General features: G+C 53.5%; 21 protein-coding genes and 1 tRNA gene. 7 read left to right on the top strand and 15 right to left on the bottom strand.

The features are described from left to right. The first annotated feature begins 81 nt into the window (after positions 1–81). Positions 82–477 (top strand): hypothetical protein, encoded by a 396-nt coding sequence (locus NTE_RS10225; protein ID WP_148700931.1) that lies wholly within the window; start codon positions 82–84, stop codon positions 475–477. Here the strand turns inward: NTE_RS10225 and NTE_RS10220 are convergent. Then, positions 474–1,175, bottom strand: a complete 702-nt coding sequence (locus NTE_RS10220) for a BUD32 family EKC/KEOPS complex subunit (RefSeq protein ID WP_148700930.1) — start codon at positions 1,173–1,175, stop codon at positions 474–476. The two genes, NTE_RS10225 and NTE_RS10220, sit on opposite strands and share 4 nt — an antisense overlap. A 132-nt stretch (positions 1,176–1,307) precedes the next feature. Beyond that, a complete protein-coding gene (locus tag NTE_RS10215; RefSeq protein ID WP_148700929.1) occupies positions 1,308–1,718 on the bottom strand; it encodes a PPOX class F420-dependent oxidoreductase in 411 nt (136 codons plus the stop codon). Positions 1,719–2,074: 356 nt separating this feature from the next. Between NTE_RS10215 and NTE_RS10210 the strand changes: the two genes are divergently transcribed. From NTE_RS10210 to NTE_RS10200, 3 genes are read left to right on the top strand one after another with little or no spacing between them, the layout of a single operon-like run. After that, positions 2,075–2,755 (top strand): class I SAM-dependent methyltransferase, encoded by a 681-nt coding sequence (locus tag NTE_RS10210; protein ID WP_148700928.1) that lies wholly within the window; start codon positions 2,075–2,077, stop codon positions 2,753–2,755. Then, a complete protein-coding gene (locus NTE_RS10205) occupies positions 2,752–3,462 on the top strand; it encodes a hypothetical protein (RefSeq protein ID WP_148700927.1) in 711 nt (236 codons plus the stop codon). Before NTE_RS10210 ends, NTE_RS10205 begins: the two co-directional genes overlap by 4 nt. Next, complete coding sequence (locus NTE_RS10200; protein ID WP_148700926.1) at positions 3,459–3,956, top strand: hypothetical protein; 498 nt, start codon at positions 3,459–3,461, stop codon at positions 3,954–3,956. Before NTE_RS10205 ends, NTE_RS10200 begins: the two co-directional genes overlap by 4 nt. A gap of 13 nt (positions 3,957–3,969) precedes the next feature. On the opposite strand, the gene NTE_RS10195 is transcribed toward NTE_RS10200, so the two are convergent. Next, a tRNA-Ala gene (locus NTE_RS10195) sits at positions 3,970–4,046 on the bottom strand. Positions 4,047–4,122: 76 nt separating this feature from the next. Here NTE_RS10195 and NTE_RS10190 point away from each other — a divergent pair. Then, on the top strand, positions 4,123–4,560 hold the full coding sequence (locus NTE_RS10190; RefSeq protein WP_158385419.1) for a bis(5'-nucleosyl)-tetraphosphatase: 438 nt from the start codon (positions 4,123–4,125) through the stop codon (positions 4,558–4,560). Positions 4,561–4,677: 117 nt separating this feature from the next. After that, on the top strand, positions 4,678–6,210 hold the full coding sequence (locus NTE_RS10185) for a B12-binding domain-containing radical SAM protein (protein ID WP_148702125.1): 1,533 nt from the start codon (positions 4,678–4,680) through the stop codon (positions 6,208–6,210). 5 nt (positions 6,211–6,215) lie between these two features. On the opposite strand, the gene NTE_RS10180 is transcribed toward NTE_RS10185, so the two are convergent. Together NTE_RS10180 and NTE_RS10175 are read right to left on the bottom strand one after the other, a co-directional pair. Next, positions 6,216–6,542 carry a hypothetical protein gene (locus NTE_RS10180; RefSeq protein WP_148700924.1) on the bottom strand — a complete coding sequence of 109 codons (327 nt, stop codon included), beginning with the start codon at positions 6,540–6,542 and terminating at the stop codon, positions 6,216–6,218. Positions 6,543–6,607: 65 nt separating this feature from the next. Continuing rightward, positions 6,608–7,450, bottom strand: a complete 843-nt coding sequence (locus NTE_RS10175) for a ferredoxin--NADP reductase (protein ID WP_148700923.1) — start codon at positions 7,448–7,450, stop codon at positions 6,608–6,610. A 105-nt stretch (positions 7,451–7,555) separates the two neighbouring features. Here NTE_RS10175 and NTE_RS10170 point away from each other — a divergent pair, with 105 nt between their 5' ends. Beyond that, complete coding sequence (locus tag NTE_RS10170; protein WP_148700922.1) at positions 7,556–7,846, top strand: hypothetical protein; 291 nt, start codon at positions 7,556–7,558, stop codon at positions 7,844–7,846. 3 nt (positions 7,847–7,849) lie between these two features. Here NTE_RS10170 and NTE_RS10165 read toward each other — a convergent pair whose 3' ends face one another. The 10 genes from NTE_RS10165 to NTE_RS10120 form a co-directional block, all read right to left on the bottom strand. After that, a complete protein-coding gene (locus tag NTE_RS10165; protein ID WP_148700921.1) occupies positions 7,850–8,341 on the bottom strand; it encodes a hypothetical protein in 492 nt (163 codons plus the stop codon). Between the two features lie 187 nt (positions 8,342–8,528). After that, positions 8,529–9,071 (bottom strand): SRPBCC family protein, encoded by a 543-nt coding sequence (locus tag NTE_RS10160; protein ID WP_148700920.1) that lies wholly within the window; start codon positions 9,069–9,071, stop codon positions 8,529–8,531. After that, positions 9,071–9,394, bottom strand: a complete 324-nt coding sequence (locus NTE_RS10155; protein WP_148700919.1) for an ArsR/SmtB family transcription factor — start codon at positions 9,392–9,394, stop codon at positions 9,071–9,073. The genes NTE_RS10160 and NTE_RS10155 overlap by 1 nt, the downstream gene beginning before the upstream one ends. A gap of 69 nt (positions 9,395–9,463) precedes the next feature. Beyond that, positions 9,464–10,072, bottom strand: a complete 609-nt coding sequence (locus NTE_RS10150; protein ID WP_158385416.1) for an NADPH-dependent FMN reductase — start codon at positions 10,070–10,072, stop codon at positions 9,464–9,466. A gap of 89 nt (positions 10,073–10,161) precedes the next feature. Further along, entirely contained in the window at positions 10,162–11,379 is a 1,218-nt protein-coding gene (locus tag NTE_RS10145) for an SIMPL domain-containing protein (RefSeq protein ID WP_148700917.1), read from the bottom strand. Between the two features lie 91 nt (positions 11,380–11,470). After that, complete coding sequence (locus tag NTE_RS10140) at positions 11,471–12,340, bottom strand: fumarylacetoacetate hydrolase family protein (protein WP_148700916.1); 870 nt, start codon at positions 12,338–12,340, stop codon at positions 11,471–11,473. Positions 12,341–12,347: 7 nt separating this feature from the next. Continuing rightward, complete coding sequence (locus NTE_RS10135; protein WP_148700915.1) at positions 12,348–14,093, bottom strand: glutamate--tRNA ligase; 1,746 nt, start codon at positions 14,091–14,093, stop codon at positions 12,348–12,350. A gap of 4 nt (positions 14,094–14,097) precedes the next feature. After that, entirely contained in the window at positions 14,098–15,105 is a 1,008-nt protein-coding gene (locus tag NTE_RS10130; RefSeq protein WP_226986952.1) for a polyprenyl synthetase family protein, read from the bottom strand. Next, complete coding sequence (fni, locus tag NTE_RS10125) at positions 15,102–16,190, bottom strand: type 2 isopentenyl-diphosphate Delta-isomerase (protein WP_226986951.1); 1,089 nt, start codon at positions 16,188–16,190, stop codon at positions 15,102–15,104. Before fni ends, NTE_RS10130 begins: the two co-directional genes overlap by 4 nt. Positions 16,191–16,196: 6 nt before the next feature. Next, on the bottom strand, positions 16,197–16,979 hold the full coding sequence (locus NTE_RS10120) for an isopentenyl phosphate kinase (protein WP_148700914.1): 783 nt from the start codon (positions 16,977–16,979) through the stop codon (positions 16,197–16,199). Positions 16,980–17,028 lie beyond the last annotated feature (49 nt).

The following is a 17,028-nucleotide window of genomic DNA, read 5'->3' as shown; positions in this document are numbered from 1 at the left end:
TATATTTTTTGTCATTTTCTCGCACGCCAGAGGGTACGCACCACATCTTTATATTGCATGGGGCCGTAAAAAGCCTTAGCGATGGATGATTTTGAGAAAGAGTACCCCGGCTTTGACTGGAAAAACACGCCGGCGTACAAGCACCCAGGAGGCAAGGACTGCCCCTGCCCAAAGCACGAGTACATCAGGGAGCAGATGAGGGTCGCCCAGACGGTGAGCGAAAGCAACAAGGACCTGCCGCCAGAGCAGCGCCAGCAGGGCAAGATCACGCTCAAGTTCTGCCCCGACCACTATGACGTCTACTTTAACGAGGTCATACCGGCCATGCCCTTCAAGTACCGCTTTATGACCAAGGTGGCACTCAAGATAGGAGCAATCTCTATACAAAAGCTGACCTACATGCAGTCCGACCAGTGCTTTTACTGCAAGTTCGGCTCGGGCGGCTTTGACAAAAAGACAGAGCTTCCGCCCATCTAGCCTATCACGTCTGATGAGTCGAGCATCATGTTGCGAAGCGCGGTTCTGCCGTCGGCGGAAAAGCCGGTGGCAAGGATGTTCCTTATAACAAGCGACAGGTAGGGAAAGTTGTCCCCGGACTGCAGGCGGTAGCCCCTATAAAACGCCTGCTCTATCTCGCGGTAGTTTGGAAGGTCGACTACGCTTGCAAGGAACGAGCCGACGTCCATGCTTCTTGCAAAGGTCGAACGGCTTTTCTGCAGAAATGCAAGGTCTGTGCGCAAGAGAGACTCGCCCTGCACAAGAAAGTTTTGCGCCTTGTTGTCGGTAAACACGAGGCCCGCAGTGTGTGCAAGGGCGGTGAGCCTTCCTGCCTCCTGCGCAAGGGAAGATCGTCGCGTGCCTGCCGCAAGGGACCTGTACAGGTCGCCTCCATCCACGTACTCTTCGACGAGCTCTTTTCCAGTCATTGACACAAGATGTGGCGTGGGTATGCCAACCCTTTCAAGTGTTTTTCGCGTTTCCGGACCCTCGTTTCTCGTAATGTCGCCGGGAGCAGGAGGCGCCGACGGGTGCGCAAGAAAAATAGAGATGAACGTATAGGTGCAGAGAAGGATGTATTCGTGGAAGCCCTTTGTTGGCTTGTTGCGCTTGACCACCACCTTGCGGCCATCACGCTCTTCCACTGAAATGTCGCGCTGCCAGTTGACGAAATACACGCTTGCATGACGTTTGCGCGGATTGCATAATTATATGTTATAAAAAGCGCTGCCAATTTCTGAAATTCGACAAAAAACATAGACGGCCAGACGATGTGTGTGTGTGTGTGTGTGTGTGTGTGTGTGTGTGTGTCACAAACCAGAACTATTGCCGTGAACGGTCTTGACTGTCTTGATTCCCTCTTTAATCCCCCAGCTCCACGAGATGCTCGGAGCAATGCGCAGGTAATTGCCACGCCCAAACATCCCGTCATGCTCTACGATCTCGGCGGTCCCATATACTTTAATGCCTCGAGGCTTCCAGGGATTCACAGATTCCAAGTCGTCTATCGCAAGCGCCACGCGCTTGTTCCCGTCCCTGACGTTCTTGTACTTGCGCGTTTTGTGAAAGATATCTTGACTATGACTTCCCGCGTAAAAGTACTTGCCATCAAACTCGAACGCCACCGGAGCAACGTCGGGACGACCTTCAGGCGATGCAGTCGCAATCCTGGCCAGGCGTTGCGACTTTAGGTATTGAACTTCAGGTTCTGAATAAGACAAAACCTATTTTTCACCATTAATAATTTCATGCGATCTGCCAATATGTATTTCCGTCAGATTTTTTGCTTGCTACGTGTGGAGTCTTTCTTTGGCGACATAAATCCATCATTGCGACTTGCGTGTGTGTAGGTGTTATGAGCAAGAAAAAAAATACGACGACAACAACAACCATTTAATTGGTTTTTCTTTTCTCCACATCTGTCAAATTTGCCATAGCTTGGCTAATTCTTTTCCAAAGCTATCGAGATTTTCAGAACTACTAAAAACGCGCAGATACCATACCTGCGCACATTGATTAACTATTTGATGTCGTGGCCGCTATTCAAAATAGCAAGCAATGCGAGATATAGAATAGAGTGCTGGTCCAGCATAAAGAAGGCCACGCAACAGCAAGGAAATTCTTCAACTCTTACACGGCGCCAAGCTACGATCTTGTAGTCAGGACGACGACTTTTGGCCGTGACGCGGCCTGGAAGCGCCGTATCTTGGCAGAGATAGGAGTCAGAAAAAAAGTCCTTGACCTTGCCTGCGGGACGGGCATACTTGCCGCGATGGTTGACACGAAGGTCAATAGAAGGGTGACCGGCCTCGACCTTACGTTTGAATACCTTCAGGTGGCGCGCAAAAAAATGTCGCTTGCCTCTGTACAGGCGACTGCAGAGGCCATCCCCTACAGAGATGGGGCATTTGACGCGATAGTTTCGTCGTACCTTGCCAAGTACGTCGACGCAAGAGCGCTGGCAGGCGAATGTTGGCGCGTTCTTGCGCCGGGAGGCGTTGCCGTCTTTCACGATTTTACTTGCCCTGAAAATCTTGCCATGTACGGCCTGTGGAAGCTCTACTTTGCGATATTGAGGATTGCAGGCGTGTTTGCGCGCTCGTGGAAAGAGGTGTTTTGCGACCTTGACAGGGTCATATGCGACTCTTGCTGGACCGATAAACTGGTAGAGGCGCTGCAAGAGCGGGGGTTTTCAGATATCGAATGTAAGCGCTACACGCTTGGCACGGCAGGAATGGTGGTGGCGAGAAAACCATGACAGAGAGCCGCATGAACGAGTGGTTCGTGCCCAGGTTTGGCCCGCCAAGGTTCCGCGCCTTTGTGGGTTTATTGTTTCTGCCGTACACAGGCATGTGCATCGCCTTTACGCTGATTGGCGCCATGCTCGTCCCCCCTAATGACATCCACTGGGACAGGGTAGGCGCAATCGTCTTCATCTACGCGCTCGCACTGGGGGTCGGCGCGCACGCGGCAGACGCCATCGGATCGAAAAAGGCCAAGCCGTGGGGAGCATACTTTACGCGCAGGCAGATGGTGGCGCTCTTGGCCCTGTCCCTTGCCGGCGCCTACGCAATTGGCATCTATTACATCGTGTTTTACGTGCCTGCACTTGCAATAGCGGCAGTCCTTGAAGGATTCTTGCTGTTTGCGTACAATTTTGAGATCTGGAAAGGAAGGTTTCACACTAACTTTTGGTTTGCAGTGTCATGGGGCGCCCTTCCTGTCACGGCAGGCTATACCATCCAGACAGGCAATGTCGTTGCACTGGCGCCGCTTGCGGCTGCAGCAGGCGCGGGCCTTGCAAGCATGGCAGAGATAAGGATGTCCCGGCCCTACAAGCAGCTAAAGAGGGAGGGCGGCGATCCTGTTGCCGCAAAGAGGCTTGAACGCAGGCTAAAGCTGCTGAGCCTTGCCACAATCGCGTTTTCCCTGCTGTTCGTTGCTGCGAGGGCGGTCATTGGATGATGGTGACGACGATGACAAAAGAAGAGGCAGCAGGCGACTTTGGAAGGACAGTCCTGGAAATGATAGCGGCGCTTGAGCGGCGCAAGGGCGCAACTTTGAGCATTGAGCAAAAGATCCTGCTTGCCGAGACAGGCACGGTGGAGCAGGTGCTCAGCATCCTTACCGGTTCGGCAGTAAAAGTAAAGGTGGTCAGACAGACCCTTGCCGATAGCGTCATCCGGCGCGAGGTCATCATCAGTTCTGCCGCAAGCGGCAGGTTGCTTGTACGCGCCCGGTCCAAAGTCTACTGCAAGGTCCTGCCGGCAGAAATCGTGAACAAACTAATGCAAGAAAAGAGAGGGATTGGCACCATCATACACAACGCAGGGCTGGAGACCTGCCGCAGGCTGGTCCGGTTTGGACTTGGCCCCGGCAAACATCACCCCTATCGCGTGTACAGGATAATGCACAAGGGAAAAACAGCGTTTGAGATAAGGGAAGACATTTTGATTTGAGAAAAATGTAAAATGGTGGACCGGGTGGGATTTGAACCCACGACCTCAGCAATGCCAATGCCGTATCCTACCGGACTAGACGACCGGCCCAACCTTATCATTCAGTTCGTCAGTCGATATTAATACGTTTAAACACAAAAACAAACTATTATTATTGGCAGCAGCCTTGAACACAGTCGTACGCAAAGTGGCACTTGAGCAGTCGGTTGGCGCTGTGATAAAATTCCTGCCCGATGATACGGTCGCAGAGTTTTTGCTGCTCAGAAACCGGCGCGGGTTCTGGGGTTTTCCGCAAGGCCACAAGGAAAAGGGCGAAACTGACATCCAGACGCTTGTCCGCGAAGTAAAAGAGGAGACAGGAATCAGCCAGCTTGAAATCCACAACTATATCGGCAAGATAACCTACTCGTACTTCAAGGGCGACGGCATGCGCTCTGAAAAACAGGTGAGTTTCTACTTTGCCACCACGCCTACTAGGGAAATCAAAATCTCTGAGGAACACGCAGACTCGCGGTGGGCGACTCTCAAGGACGCGTTCTCCCTCCTTGACCATGCAAAGCTGCGTCAGATACTTGACAGGGGACACCAGAAGGGTCTTTACTAACTGTCAGAGTGTAAAAAAGGGTAATAGGTTTATTTATAGCCGAGCACGCACGAGTAGACGCATAAGATGGTAGTATCAGGTGGCAAAAGGATAGTATTGACTGCGGACCGCAGTCTTATGACCAATTACAGGGGCAACTTTCTCTACGGCTTTATCGCCTGCGGCCCCTACGAGCTTGTGCCCGAGTTTGTCTTTGACAAGATATTCTGCCCGTCAGTCGAGACAGACAATGCCACAGGTGGCGTCAAGGTCGCGCAGTGCGGCCTTCGCAGGATTGAAGGCGCCCTCCTGAAGGAGTACAGGCGCGACGACATTTTCCTTGCCCACCCAGAGATGCTTGAAAAGTGCATAGGTCCTGAGACCAAGGTGGTCGGCATAAACGTGATGGACCCGCTTGGCATGGCGCCGGTAACCACGACAATGTCGCCGGAGAAACTGTCGTACGTCGCCATGAAGTTCAAGAAAATGTGCGCTTCTATTATCCAGCTAAAAAAGAAATACAATTTCAAGGTTGTAGTCGGCGGGAATGGCTCGTGGGAACTTGCCAAGCCGGACAGGATGAAGATCCACGGCATCGACACGGTCGTTATCGGCGAGGCCGACGAACTTGCGCTGGACCTGTTCCACGATCTTGAAGCAGGCGACGCGCCAGAACTGCTTCACACCTTTGTCCGCAACATCGAAAACGTCCCCATGATGCAGGGCCCGACCGTCAACTCGCTCATCGAGGCGATGCGCGGATGCGGCAGGGGATGCGACTTTTGCGACGTGAACAAGAGGACCAAGAAGGACTTTCCACTCGAGCGCCTACAGCAGGAAGCAAAACTCAACCTCGACTATGGCTTTGACTCGATATGGCTCCAGTCAGACGAGATGCTCCTTTACGGTTGCGACAACAAGGACTTTGTGCCAAACGCAGACGCGATCACCCACTTGTGGAGCGGCCTGAAATCGACGGGCGCCCGCTTTGTCGGCACAACCCACATGACGCTTTCAGCGGTTGCCTCGTCGCCTGACCTGATAAAGAAGTTGTCTCAGATAAACGAGATGGACGTGGCAGGCGGAAGGTGGCTTGCAACCAACCTCGGCATCGAAACAGTTGCTCCAAGGATGGTCAAGAAGCACCTTGGAGTAAAGACCAAGCCGTTCCAGCCTGAAGAATGGGGTGCAGTCGTGAGGGAAGGATGCAAGGTACTCAACGACAACCACTGGTTCCCGGCTCTCACCCTCATCATCGGCTGGCCGGATGAGACGCCAGACGAGACGCAGTACACCATCGACCTCATCGAAGATTTCAAGCAGACGAACATGCGCGGCATCGTTGCACCGTTGCTCTACCAGGACTTCTCCGAAAAGAACTCGATGCACTTTGGCAACCTCAACGAGGCGCAGTTCACGCTGTTCTGGATGTGCTGGCAGCACAACCTGCGGGTGATAAACGACATCATCCCGATAATCATCAGGAACAAGTCCTACGGCCCGATGATGAAGGTATTCATGGCGCTCCTCATAAAGGCAGGAACGTGGGCAATAATGAAGTACCTGCGCGGACTGTCAAAGGACCTGTTTGCAGGCCAGCTGCCGGAGGACATTGTCGCCCGCTACACGAACAAGAGGTCCGTCACGGCGCCACTGCCAAAGAAACTCTGAGTTTATTATTTCAGGCCGTTTATTGCCTCGTCGGCAAGCGTGGCGGTCTTTGGAGTGAGCACGATAAAGTAGTTCCTGTCGGCGCGCTCTACCGCCGGCACCATGCGGAACTTTTTGGTCGATACGTCAAACTCGACCAGCCCCGCGTCCAGGTTGCCCTTTGTGTAGACCATCATCAAAAGCTCGCCTGTGAGCGGGCTGAGCGGGATTAGCGAGAATACGTAACCCTTGTACGAGCTGATAGGCATGACCTGCTTGCCATAGGGCGCTACCGATACGAGATAGAGAAAAACGTCCTCTATGGTGCCGAATTCTTCATACTCAAATTTCATGCTTGGTGTGCATTATGACGGAAATAAAAGGCTTTAACGGAAAAAGAAGAAGAGAAAAGAGAAAGTTAGCCGTACGACTCGAACTTGATGTCGTACGATCCGTCCTTGCGCTTGTTGCGCTCTGTGACGAACCCCTTTGGTATGAGGTAGTCCAGCGCGCCGTCCACGGTTCCCTGCCATCCGCAGATGTAGAACGACGTGTTCTCCGGAGTCACCTTTTCGCCGACCAACTCCTCAAGTGGCGACAGGTCCTTGCCGGCCTTGGGCCTCAGGAAGGACTCGACCCTGCCCTTCTGGCCGTTCCACGTCCTGTTGAACCACTCCTGCGGCCTGCTGACAGAAGCGCGGTAGCGGAAGTTCCACTTGTCCTTGCCCTTGTCGAGGCTCTCGTCTTCAAGCGCGGTAAGCAGCTCGCGGTAGCCCAGCTCGTCGACATAGCTTGCGCCGTGGAGCACCACGATTTCGCGCTTGCTCTGCGTGGCGTGCAGGTGCATAGAATATGAGACAAACGGCGCAAGGCCCGTTCCGCCGCCGATGAGGACCATCCTGCGGTTGTCAGGGCTTCCGTCGTGCATCTTTTCGTTTATGGTGAAAATGCCAGTCGGCCTGACCCAAGAGATCTCGTCGCCTTCCTTCATGTTGAACAGCTGCGTCGTCAGCCTGCCGGGGACCGGCTTTCTGACCCAGCGGATGTAAAGCTCCCAGCATTTTTTCTGCTCGGGAGGCGACGCGATAGAGTAGGCGCGTCGGATTATCTTGCCCTCGCTTGGCACGTGGGTGCCAATGGTGAGGAACTGCCCGGCCTTAAAGTCGGGAATTTGACCGTTTTCGGGGGTTATCCTAAATACTGCAAGATCCTCCTTGATTACTTGGAGATATGTGATCTTGCCCTTGTTGTCAACGACCATATACCTCACAGCTTCCTTGGCTGTATAATAAATACATTGTTACGCTTCCAACTGTATGAATAGTAATCCGCAATTAATTAATCTGGAATCGTACATTGCCATTTTATGGCAGGAGGATGGATAAAGGGCGGAAGCTCTGACGAGATAGATGAGCTGAACCAGGCGATAAACGAACAGAGCGACGAGCAGCGCAAGATCGCAGCAAAATTCGGCAAGGCCATGAACGACTTTGCAAGCGATCGTTCACTAGAGACCTGCCTTGATGCTCTGAACCTCTCCATACAGCTGGCAAACATCCGCGCCAAGGTGTCCAACTCGTGGGAGCACTATGCCCGCCTTTTGGAGGGCGAAGTAGTGCGCCTGTCAAAGCAGGTTGAAAAGAAGCAGCAACAGTAATGGTCAGTCCTGCACCGGGACCGGCATCGTCAGTTTCTTAAAATCGTCAAATAGCGCGTGCGCCAGCCTGCCGTTCACAAAGAGGAGGTACATGCCCTCATCCATCAGGTTCTCGATTGCAACCCCAATCTCCTCTATTTTCGTAATTGGGTCATAGGAAAGCGAGTCGGTCGCAAGCATCAGGGTTGCCTTGTCGTGGTTGTCAATCACGTCATAGAGTGTGCCCTCAAGCATTCCAAAGAAGCCCATGTCATACTTGTCAAGCCTTGGACGGAATATCGTGGCGATGGTTTCAAGCTCGCTTGAGCCTATCAAAGGCGATACAAAGTTCTGGTGGCCGGCAAACATGACGTCGCGGTCAAGGTCGTTGTAGCCGTTGTGCCCAAAGAATTCCTCGCACGCTTTTAGCATCTGCGCCTCCGTAAGCCACTGGGACCGGCCTTCATTCATCCGGGCAAAGAACGTCTTTGCCGCAACCATCCTTGGCTTGTTCAAGCGGTAATGTTTTGCGACGTTTTGTTATAAATAATTATAATCACGTCAAGATTTCTCGCGTCGCATAGCAAAATGCAGCTACAGGCTAGAGCATCATAAAGGAAAAAGAGAGGGGGCGATGCACCTCAACTCTGGTGCATATGTGTGTGCACGTATCACTTTTTTCTTTGATGTCACGGCAAAGTTATCATGCTTGCCAGGAGGGATAGAGCGCCTTGACGGCTTCATACCGCCCCATCCAGTCCGGCAGTGCCTCGTGGTTGAGGTGGGCGGCAAGGCGGTCCAAAAAGGCGTGCATACCAGGGGCGAAGCCAAGACCCGTAGATCTGGTAAGGCGGCTGTGCGTCACGGTAAGGATGGTGCCATAGTCGCCATCACGTGCTAGATCCCAGCGGATGACGGCCTCCGGCTCACCGTTTGGCAGGTCGGGGTGGGGAGCAATGTGCCATTCATGCTCAAAAGCACGCGGTGGATCCCAGACCAGGATGCGCCCGGTTGTGTGGAAGCCTGCCGGTGCGCTGACAAAATCGATTGTGCCGCCGTTGCGCCCGTCAATAATTGCTTTGGTGTTAAACCACATGGCCAGTTCTTTTGGATCAGTAATTGCCTTCCAAACCACTTCTCTAGGATAGGCAAGTCGTCGTTCGTACCTGAGAGTCGCATACTCGCCTTCGATTGTTACTGTTCCAACTTGGTTGTTGCTTGTATCGTTTGATTTTGCATTCTTCATTATTTCTTTTCACTCTTCTTTTCTTTTTTAGACAGATACTTCTCCAGCGCGTCAAGGCGCTCAGGCCAGAAGACCTTGTACTTGGCTATCCAAGCATCCAATTCGGCCAGAGCCTTTGGCTCAAGAGTATAGATTCTCTGCTGGGCGTGGACTCGCACGCTTACAAGACCTGCATCTCTGAGCACTTTCAGGTGCTTTGACACGGCAGGCTGGCTAATCGATGGAAACGCGTTGACAAGATCGCCTGCGGTCCGCTCGCGTTCGACAAGCAAGTCCAGCATCGCCCTTCGGGTCGGGTCGGCCACAGCCGAGAACGTATCCATACTCATTAGATACTTGTTAAGTTATATAACTGTTTGGTTATCTATCGTCTTTATGTTGGCAAAACTAGGCTATGACCGGTAGCGCGCCGCAAATGTGTCCGGATCACTTGAGCCAAGATCACAGGCAAACTGCCTCTTTATCAGCCTACCATACACCACAAGGTCTCGTGACATCATCTCTAGGCGCTTTGACAGCTCTGCGTTTGAGATCTGGCCGTTTGCAAAATCCTGCTCGCCATTTACGGACACGCCATAAGGCAGGCTCCATCCGTAGCACTGGCGCACAGCGGTGCGCATCTGGTCCATTACAGTCAGCCCTTTCTCGTGCGACGCAACGATGTAGCCAAACACCTTGCCGGCAAACTCTTCATAAAAGTGGTCAAGAAAGTTCTTGAGCGCGCCAGAGATAGAGCCGTGATAATCAGGCGACGCAAGCATGAACGCGTCTGCCCAAGCTACCGCCTTGGCCGCCTCTTCCACTTGCTCTGACGCCGGCGCGCCCGGGTCGCGCAGCGGCAACACCGTTTTACTTAGATCAAGTATGCGCACCTCCGCGCCGCGCTTTTTGGCAAACTCTAGCGCCATTTTCAGCGCCTTGGTGCTGTACGAGCCTTCGCGTATGCTGCCCGCCACGCAGAGGATGTTGACTGCCGATTGCATGTTTCTCTCTGTATCCATGCACATATTATAACTTATAGGTTATATAACCATATCGTCATCTAAGAAAAACAGCGCCTGCTCGTTAGAGCAGGGCGAATGTTGTTGTGCTACGTGCCGCCGGCTTTGCCAAGTTCAAACTCGACCGTGACTGATTTTGATACTTCCCCGTTCGTGTTTGGAATATAGGATTGCGTTACGTGCACACCCCTGTACGGAATAAAGCCGCCGTACGGAGCTGGCGAGTCCGTGGCTGCGTCTATGCTTACGATTCCGTTTACCTGGAGCCCCAGTGACTGAGCCATCTCTTCGGCCCGGCTCCTTGCGTTGTCAAACGCCTGCTTGCCAAGCTCTTTTCTGGCCTGATCTATGGCAGCATCAGATGCAGACAGGAAGACATTTTCGACGTTTGCGCCGCCCGTCTTTTGAAGCGCGGCAGTTACTTTCCCGATGTTTGCAGGATCGGTCTTGACGATTATCTGCGTGGACATGCTGTAGCCGGCGTTCTGGTTTGGACCGTAGAAGAACGGGTAGATGTTGAGGTTGTTCTGTCTCACTTGGTCTTCCGATATCCCGGCTTCTTTCAGTACGCCAAGGAGACTCCTGTACTTTTGCTCATACTCGGCTATCGCTTTTGACAGGACATCAGGCTTTGTGCCAAGGGAGACGCCTATGGATATAGGATTGCGTTCTTTTGCAGTCTGCGTCTGGTTGTTTGCCGCACCGTCATTGACCTTGACCAAGGTGCTTCCCGCAGATGCCGCACTTTCAGCCTTTTGAAGTATCGTGGCGGAGTAGACAGGATCGATGTACACGCTGTCAAACCCAAAGCCGGCGTCTGCAAGCCTGTTGACAAGTCCGGGCAGATGGTCGATATTGGTCTGGACGGCGACTGAGGCGTACACGTTAAACGTCACGTTGTTAGACGCCTGCGCGCCCGTGTTGGTATAGAACGGATTGAGATACTGCTGGCCGAAGGCTATCACCGTCTTTTCGTCCGTAGCCTCCCTTACTGCCTGCGCTATTTGCTGCGTCCTATCCTGGTGCTTGCTCAGAATGGAAGACAGGTCGCCGGGCGAAGTCTGTGTGTTTATTATCATCGTGGCCTGGTCCGGCTTGATTGTTGTTGACGCCTCGCCTGTCACCTTGATGGTCGCAGGCTTTCCGCTTGACGGCAGCGCTGCATAGTCTTGGCTGTACGCCTTTTGGAGCTCGCTTTTGAGCAACAGCGGACTGCCTGCAACAAAAAAGGACATGCTAGTGATTGCAGCCGCCAACGACAAGGCAGCGGCCGTTGCCGCAAGCTTTTTTCTAGTAAATTTATTCATAGTAGCCGTTTGTACCGTGTTTATTTAAGAAATTATCCAAACGGCAAAAAAGCATATGTGATGCCTGAGAAAAAATATCAGACACTCAGAGTCACTGGAATATTATCTTGTGCCTTATTACGCCGAGCCTTTCGATGGCTATCTCGACGACGTCGCCGTTTTTCAGGTAGCGGGGCTCCTTCATCGACATGGCGACGCCGGCAGGCGTGCCTGTTGAAATGATGTCGCCGGGCTCCAGCGTCATCGTACGGGTCAGACCAGAGATTATGCGCCTTATCGAAAGGACCATGTTGCTTGACGAAGAGTTTTGCCTTGTCTCGCTGTTGACCTTGGTGGTTATCATCAGGTTTTGCGGGTCAGGGACCTCATCCTTGGTGGTTATCCACGGGCCGCAGGGCGCAAAGGTGTCTATGCCCTTGCCCCGGGTGAACTGCTTGTCCTTGAACTGTATGTCGCGTGCAGACACGTCGTGGAATATCATGTAGCCAAATACGCAGTCAAGCGCATCTTCTTCGGAGAGCTTTTTTGCCTGCTTGCCAATTACTACTGCAAGCTCGGCCTCGTAGTCAAGCCTCGTGACAAACGACGGGCAATGGACCTCGCCGTAGGGCTTGTTGAGCGCAGTCCTTGGCTTTAGGAAAATCACCGGCTCATCAGAAGGCGTCAGGCCGGCGTCCCGGGCGTGGTCGTAATAGTTGAACGCAAGGCACACTATTTTTGGCGGGTTTGGTATCGGGACGAGCAGTTCCGCTTCTTCCACCCTGTGCTTGTACGTCAGCCTGTCCTTGGCCTTTCGGACCTCGTCGAGCCAGCCGTTGAACATGAAATCCTTGATGCTTGGCGGGACGGGTATTCCCGTCTGCTCCTGTATCTCTTGGCGCGTGACTAGATGCTTGCCGTCGTCAGAGACCAGCGCATATGTTTCCTGAAACTTGGAATCGTTTATTCTTGCTATCTTCATTGCATGCTTACCTGTGCGTCAATATGGCGGTGTTGTTGCCGTCTATGCGGCAGAACCCGAACCTCACGAACTGGACGCAGGTATCGGGCGCAAGGGCGGCCGCAAACGACTCTGCCCCACCTTTTGCTATTTCAAGGCTTTTCGTATTGTACTCCTCACCTATGTACAGTTCCTTGGGAATCATAACCTTAAACTCAACTATATCATTCTTTGCAATCCACTGGATCTTGGGCATCGACTGGCGGATTTCGTCTCCGCCGACCTCGGCTACGATTGACGCCACCTTTCCGCCTTCTTGTTTTATGATTTGCTTTATGCGGATGTTGTAAAGCTCGATGAGGCGCACCTCGTCGCCTGCCTTCAGGTTTGCAGCATCTTCGCCTGCAATGTATACCCTGTCAGACACCCTTACCTTTCTGGAGCCCAAAGACGCGTCGGTCGGGTGGTTCTTGAGCGTCACCTCCATCGGCGCTGCGCCTTCAATCTGCACTTCAACAGGGTCGCGCACAAAGAAAAGGCGCATGGAGGTCGGGTCGATTACTTTGCGGTTGTATGCCTCAAGCGACTCGAACGGCGGCTTGGTTTCTGCAAGCGTGATTCCAAGCGACAGAACGAACTTGCGTATCGCTTCTGGCACAAAGCCGCGGCGCCTAAACGCAGAAAGCGTCGGAAGGCGCGGGTCGTCCCAGCTTGATATCGTGCCGTTGTCTATGAGCGGGCGGATCTTTCTCTTTGACACGGGTATCCCTTCAAATTCCAGGCGGGAAAACTCGATCATCACCGGCGTGCGCATGGCAAGCCTGTCAAGTATCGCATAGTACAGCGCGTTGCGCAACTCGTACTCCTTGGTCCTCATGGCGTGCGTCACGCCGTCGAGGCTGTCTTCTATGGGCGCGGCAAAGTCGTACGTGGGCCACACCCTGACCCTGTTTCCAAGCAGAGGATGCGCGCCTTCGATTATGCGAAATAGCGTAGGGTCGCGCATTGCGGTGTTTTGGTCTGCCATGTCGCCCTTGAAGCGGATTATGGCCTGGTTCTGCTCGTACGAGCCGTCAAACATCCTGCCCATCCTGTCAAGCGCGGTTGAATGGTCAAGCAGCCGGCATTCGCACGGCAAGCCCTTTGCGCGCAAATCATGGATCTTGTCCTGGCTGCAAGTGCACACGTACGCGCCGCCTGCCTCCACCAGCTTTTTTCCCAGCTCGTGGATTTTTGAAATGTCGTCTGAAGTGTTCTTTACAATGTCGGGCTTTACTCCAAGCCATTTTAGCCCTTCTGCTATTGCGCCATAGTATTCCAGCTTTTCCTTGAGCGGGTTGGTGTCGTCAAAGCGCAGTACCAGTTTTCCCTGGTACATGCGGGCATACTCCTCGTCGATTATCGCGGCTTTTGCGTGTCCTATGTGCGGGTAGCCGTTTGGCTCTGGAGGAAACCGCGTCACCACGCTCCCCATTACTGCGCCTTCAAGCGGCGGAAGGCGCGGGCCGGACTCGGCGTGTGTTTTTTTGGCTTCTAGTTCGCCGGGTGCAAGCTGCTCCAGAAGCGCCTTTTGCTCTGCGGCAGGCATGGCATTTACCGCCTGCACTACTGCCTTTATCTCTGGTATCAGCGATTTTATTTCGGCGCGCTTGTCAGGGCGCGATCCAATGAACTTTGAAATCACGGCGTCAAACGCCGCCTTGCCTCCGTGCTCTAGCGCGTTTTTCAGCGCAAGCGTCCTGGCAAGTTTTTCTATCTCGCTGTCAAGCGGCACAGATCTACAGACTCCTGCCGACAATAAAATCTGCGGCAAACTGGAGCGAGCGCCTTGCGTCGGCGTTTGAATAGCCTTCAATGGAGCCAAGCGCCTTGGCCATGTGCTGCCGCGCCGCGTTTCTCACGTCTTCGTCGATTCCCATGTCCGACACGACCTTGACTGCATCTTTTATCTCCTGCGCGGAGGCGGCCTTTGATCCAAACACCTTCATCAGCTTGTCACGCTCGTCGCCCTTGGCCTTGCGCAGCGCAAGCAGTATCGGAAGCGTCTTTTTGCCCTCGCGGATGTCGTTTCCGGCGGCCTTGCCCGTCACCTTGGGGTCGCCTATCGCCCCGATAAGGTCGTCCACCAGCTGAAACGCCACGCCGATGTTCCTGCCAAACGAGGCAAGGCTGTCCACGTCCTTGCTGCTGGGATTTGGCGACGACAGGGCGCCCATTGCGCACGACACCTCAAAGAGCGCGGCGGTCTTTTTGCCTATCATGTCAATGTACTGGCTCTCGCTTGGGAATTTTGTGTTTGAGGCAAAGTCGATGTCTATTGTCTGGCCCTCGCAGATGACGGTACACGAGTTTGCAAGGCGGCCGACCATCTCTGTTATCTCTTTTTCGCCGATTCCGACCTTTCTTCCGCTGTAGGAAAGGATCTCAAACGCCTTTGAGAAGAGTATGTCTCCGCCAAGGATTGCAAGCGGGAGCCCGTACTGGTGGTGCACGGTCGCAACTCCGTGGCGCATCTCGTCGTTGTCCATGATGTCGTCATGGACGAGCGTAAAGTTGTGCACGAGTTCCACCGCGCCTGCCGCTGGAAGGGCGCGCTTTACTACGCCACCTAAAAGCTCGCAACTCTTGATTACCATGAACGGCCGCAGGCGCTTGCCTCCTGACCTGATGTAATGGGACGAAGCCTGATACAGCGCTTTTGGCTTGCCGTCAAGCTGTGAAAGCAGGAACTCGTTGACGACAAAAGCGCACGAATCAAGTTCGTTTTTCATGCTGCTTGCCTTCATGCGCGGCTAACCTCTTGTGCTAAAGCTCCTGTCAATATATACCTTGAGCTGGCAAGTGCGCGCACGTTTGCGGCTCCTACAAGGAACATCGCGCTTTGAAGTTCTGCCAGAACAGAGTCTGCAAACTCGAAAAGCGCCTCCCTCGACTGCGCCGCGGCTTTTAGGAATGGATACGCCATCGCAGACATGCTCGCTCCAAGCGCGACGCATTTTGCGACTTCAAGGCCGTTTCTGAGCCCGCCCGACGCGACAAGCGGAACTTTGACGGCTTTCCGCGCTTCAATTAGGCTTGCGGCAGTTGGTATGCCCCAGTCCCAGAACATCTCGCCAAGGCGCGCCTTTTTGCGATCCTTAACCATGTCTGCGCGCAGCTTTTCCACACCGGCCCAGCTTGTCCCTCCAGATCCAGCGACATTTATCGCAGAGACGCCGGCCATTTCCAGTTTTATTGCGACTTCACGCGAGATGCCTGCCCCCACTTCCTTGACAATCACCGGCACGTCCATGCTCTTGACAAGCTCTACAATCTTTGCATAGACGCCCCTATAGCGGGGCTCGCCCTCTGGCTGCACCAGCTCTTGCAACGGGTTAAGGTGGACGACGAGCGCGTTTGCCCGTATCATCCTGACAATCTTTCTTGCGTCATCGACAGACAGTCCCTTGGCCAGCTGCGCGCCTCCAATGTTTGCTATCAAAAACGCGTTTGGCGCGTTCTTTCTTGCAACCGAATAAGTGGATGCCAGCTCCTCGCTTTTCAGTCCTGCGCGCTGGCTTCCAAGTCCCATGCCAAGGCCGTACTTTTCTGCCAGCTCGCCCAGCCTGCCGTTTATAACGGTCGCCTCGTCGGTGCCGCCGGTCATCGAGTCGATTATCAACGGCGCAGAAAACCTGTGGCCTAGAAACGTGGTCGAAAGGTCGATGTCGTCATAGTCAAGCTCCGGGAGCGCGTTGTGCACCAGTTTTACGTATTCGAGATACGTCGATGTCGCGCGGGCCTGCACGTCTTTTTGCAGAGGAATGTCTATTCCGTCTTTTTTGCGCTGCTTTATTATTTCAATGTCAGAAGGCACGTCGGCGTCGGGCAACTGTTGTTATTTCCTCCCCTTCTTTACTACTACGGTGCCTGTTTGAACCTCGCCGTGCGCCGCCTGGACTATGCGCTCAGGATAAAGCCCATTTACCAGCACGACATCCATACCCATAGATGCAATCTTAAATGCTTCCCTTACCTTGCGCTGCATGCCGCCCGTCACGTCGGCGCCGGCCGTCTTTGAGAACTCCACGGGATCACCATTCCGCCTTGCCGACTTTAGCTCCTGTACGAGTTCCCTCGTCTTCATGTCCCGGTAAATGCCGTCGACGTTGGTGGCAAATATGACCCTTGACGGCTTTAGCACCTTTGCGATGATGGACATCAGCGCGTCGCCGGAAAGAATAGAGTATTTCCGGCCGCCCATGTGGACCACGTCGCCAAACGTGACAGGGATTACGTTGTTTGCCTTGGCCATTTCGTACAGCTGCCTTACCTTTGCTGCAATCGCTTTATGGCCCGTCGTGAACATGCAGGGTGCAACGGCGTACGGGTTTGCGCCTGCCTTTATCATGGAATTTACGATTATCTGGTTTAACGCAATCATCGATTCGTGCACCACGGCCACTCCGTGCGGGTCGTAGGGCGCAGGCTTGGTGTGCATGTCGTACTGCACAGACCAGTGGTGGCCAAAAGACCCCCCGCCGTGGACAACAATGACAGGCATGTCAAGCTGTACAAGTGCGCCGGATATGCCATCTATTGCGCCAGTGTTTGCTGTAAGTGCCTTGTCCTTGAAGGTGATGACAGAGCCTCCCAGCTTGACAAGTGCAAGTTTCTGCATTTTTGGTAAAAAGCGTGTATTGCGTAGCCGATTTAAAGTTTTGATTTGC

It is taken from the genome of Candidatus Nitrososphaera evergladensis SR1 (assembly GCF_000730285.1).
GTDB lineage: Archaea > Thermoproteota > Nitrososphaeria > Nitrososphaerales > Nitrososphaeraceae > Nitrososphaera > Nitrososphaera evergladensis.
This window is presented reverse-complemented; position numbering and strand designations above follow the sequence as displayed.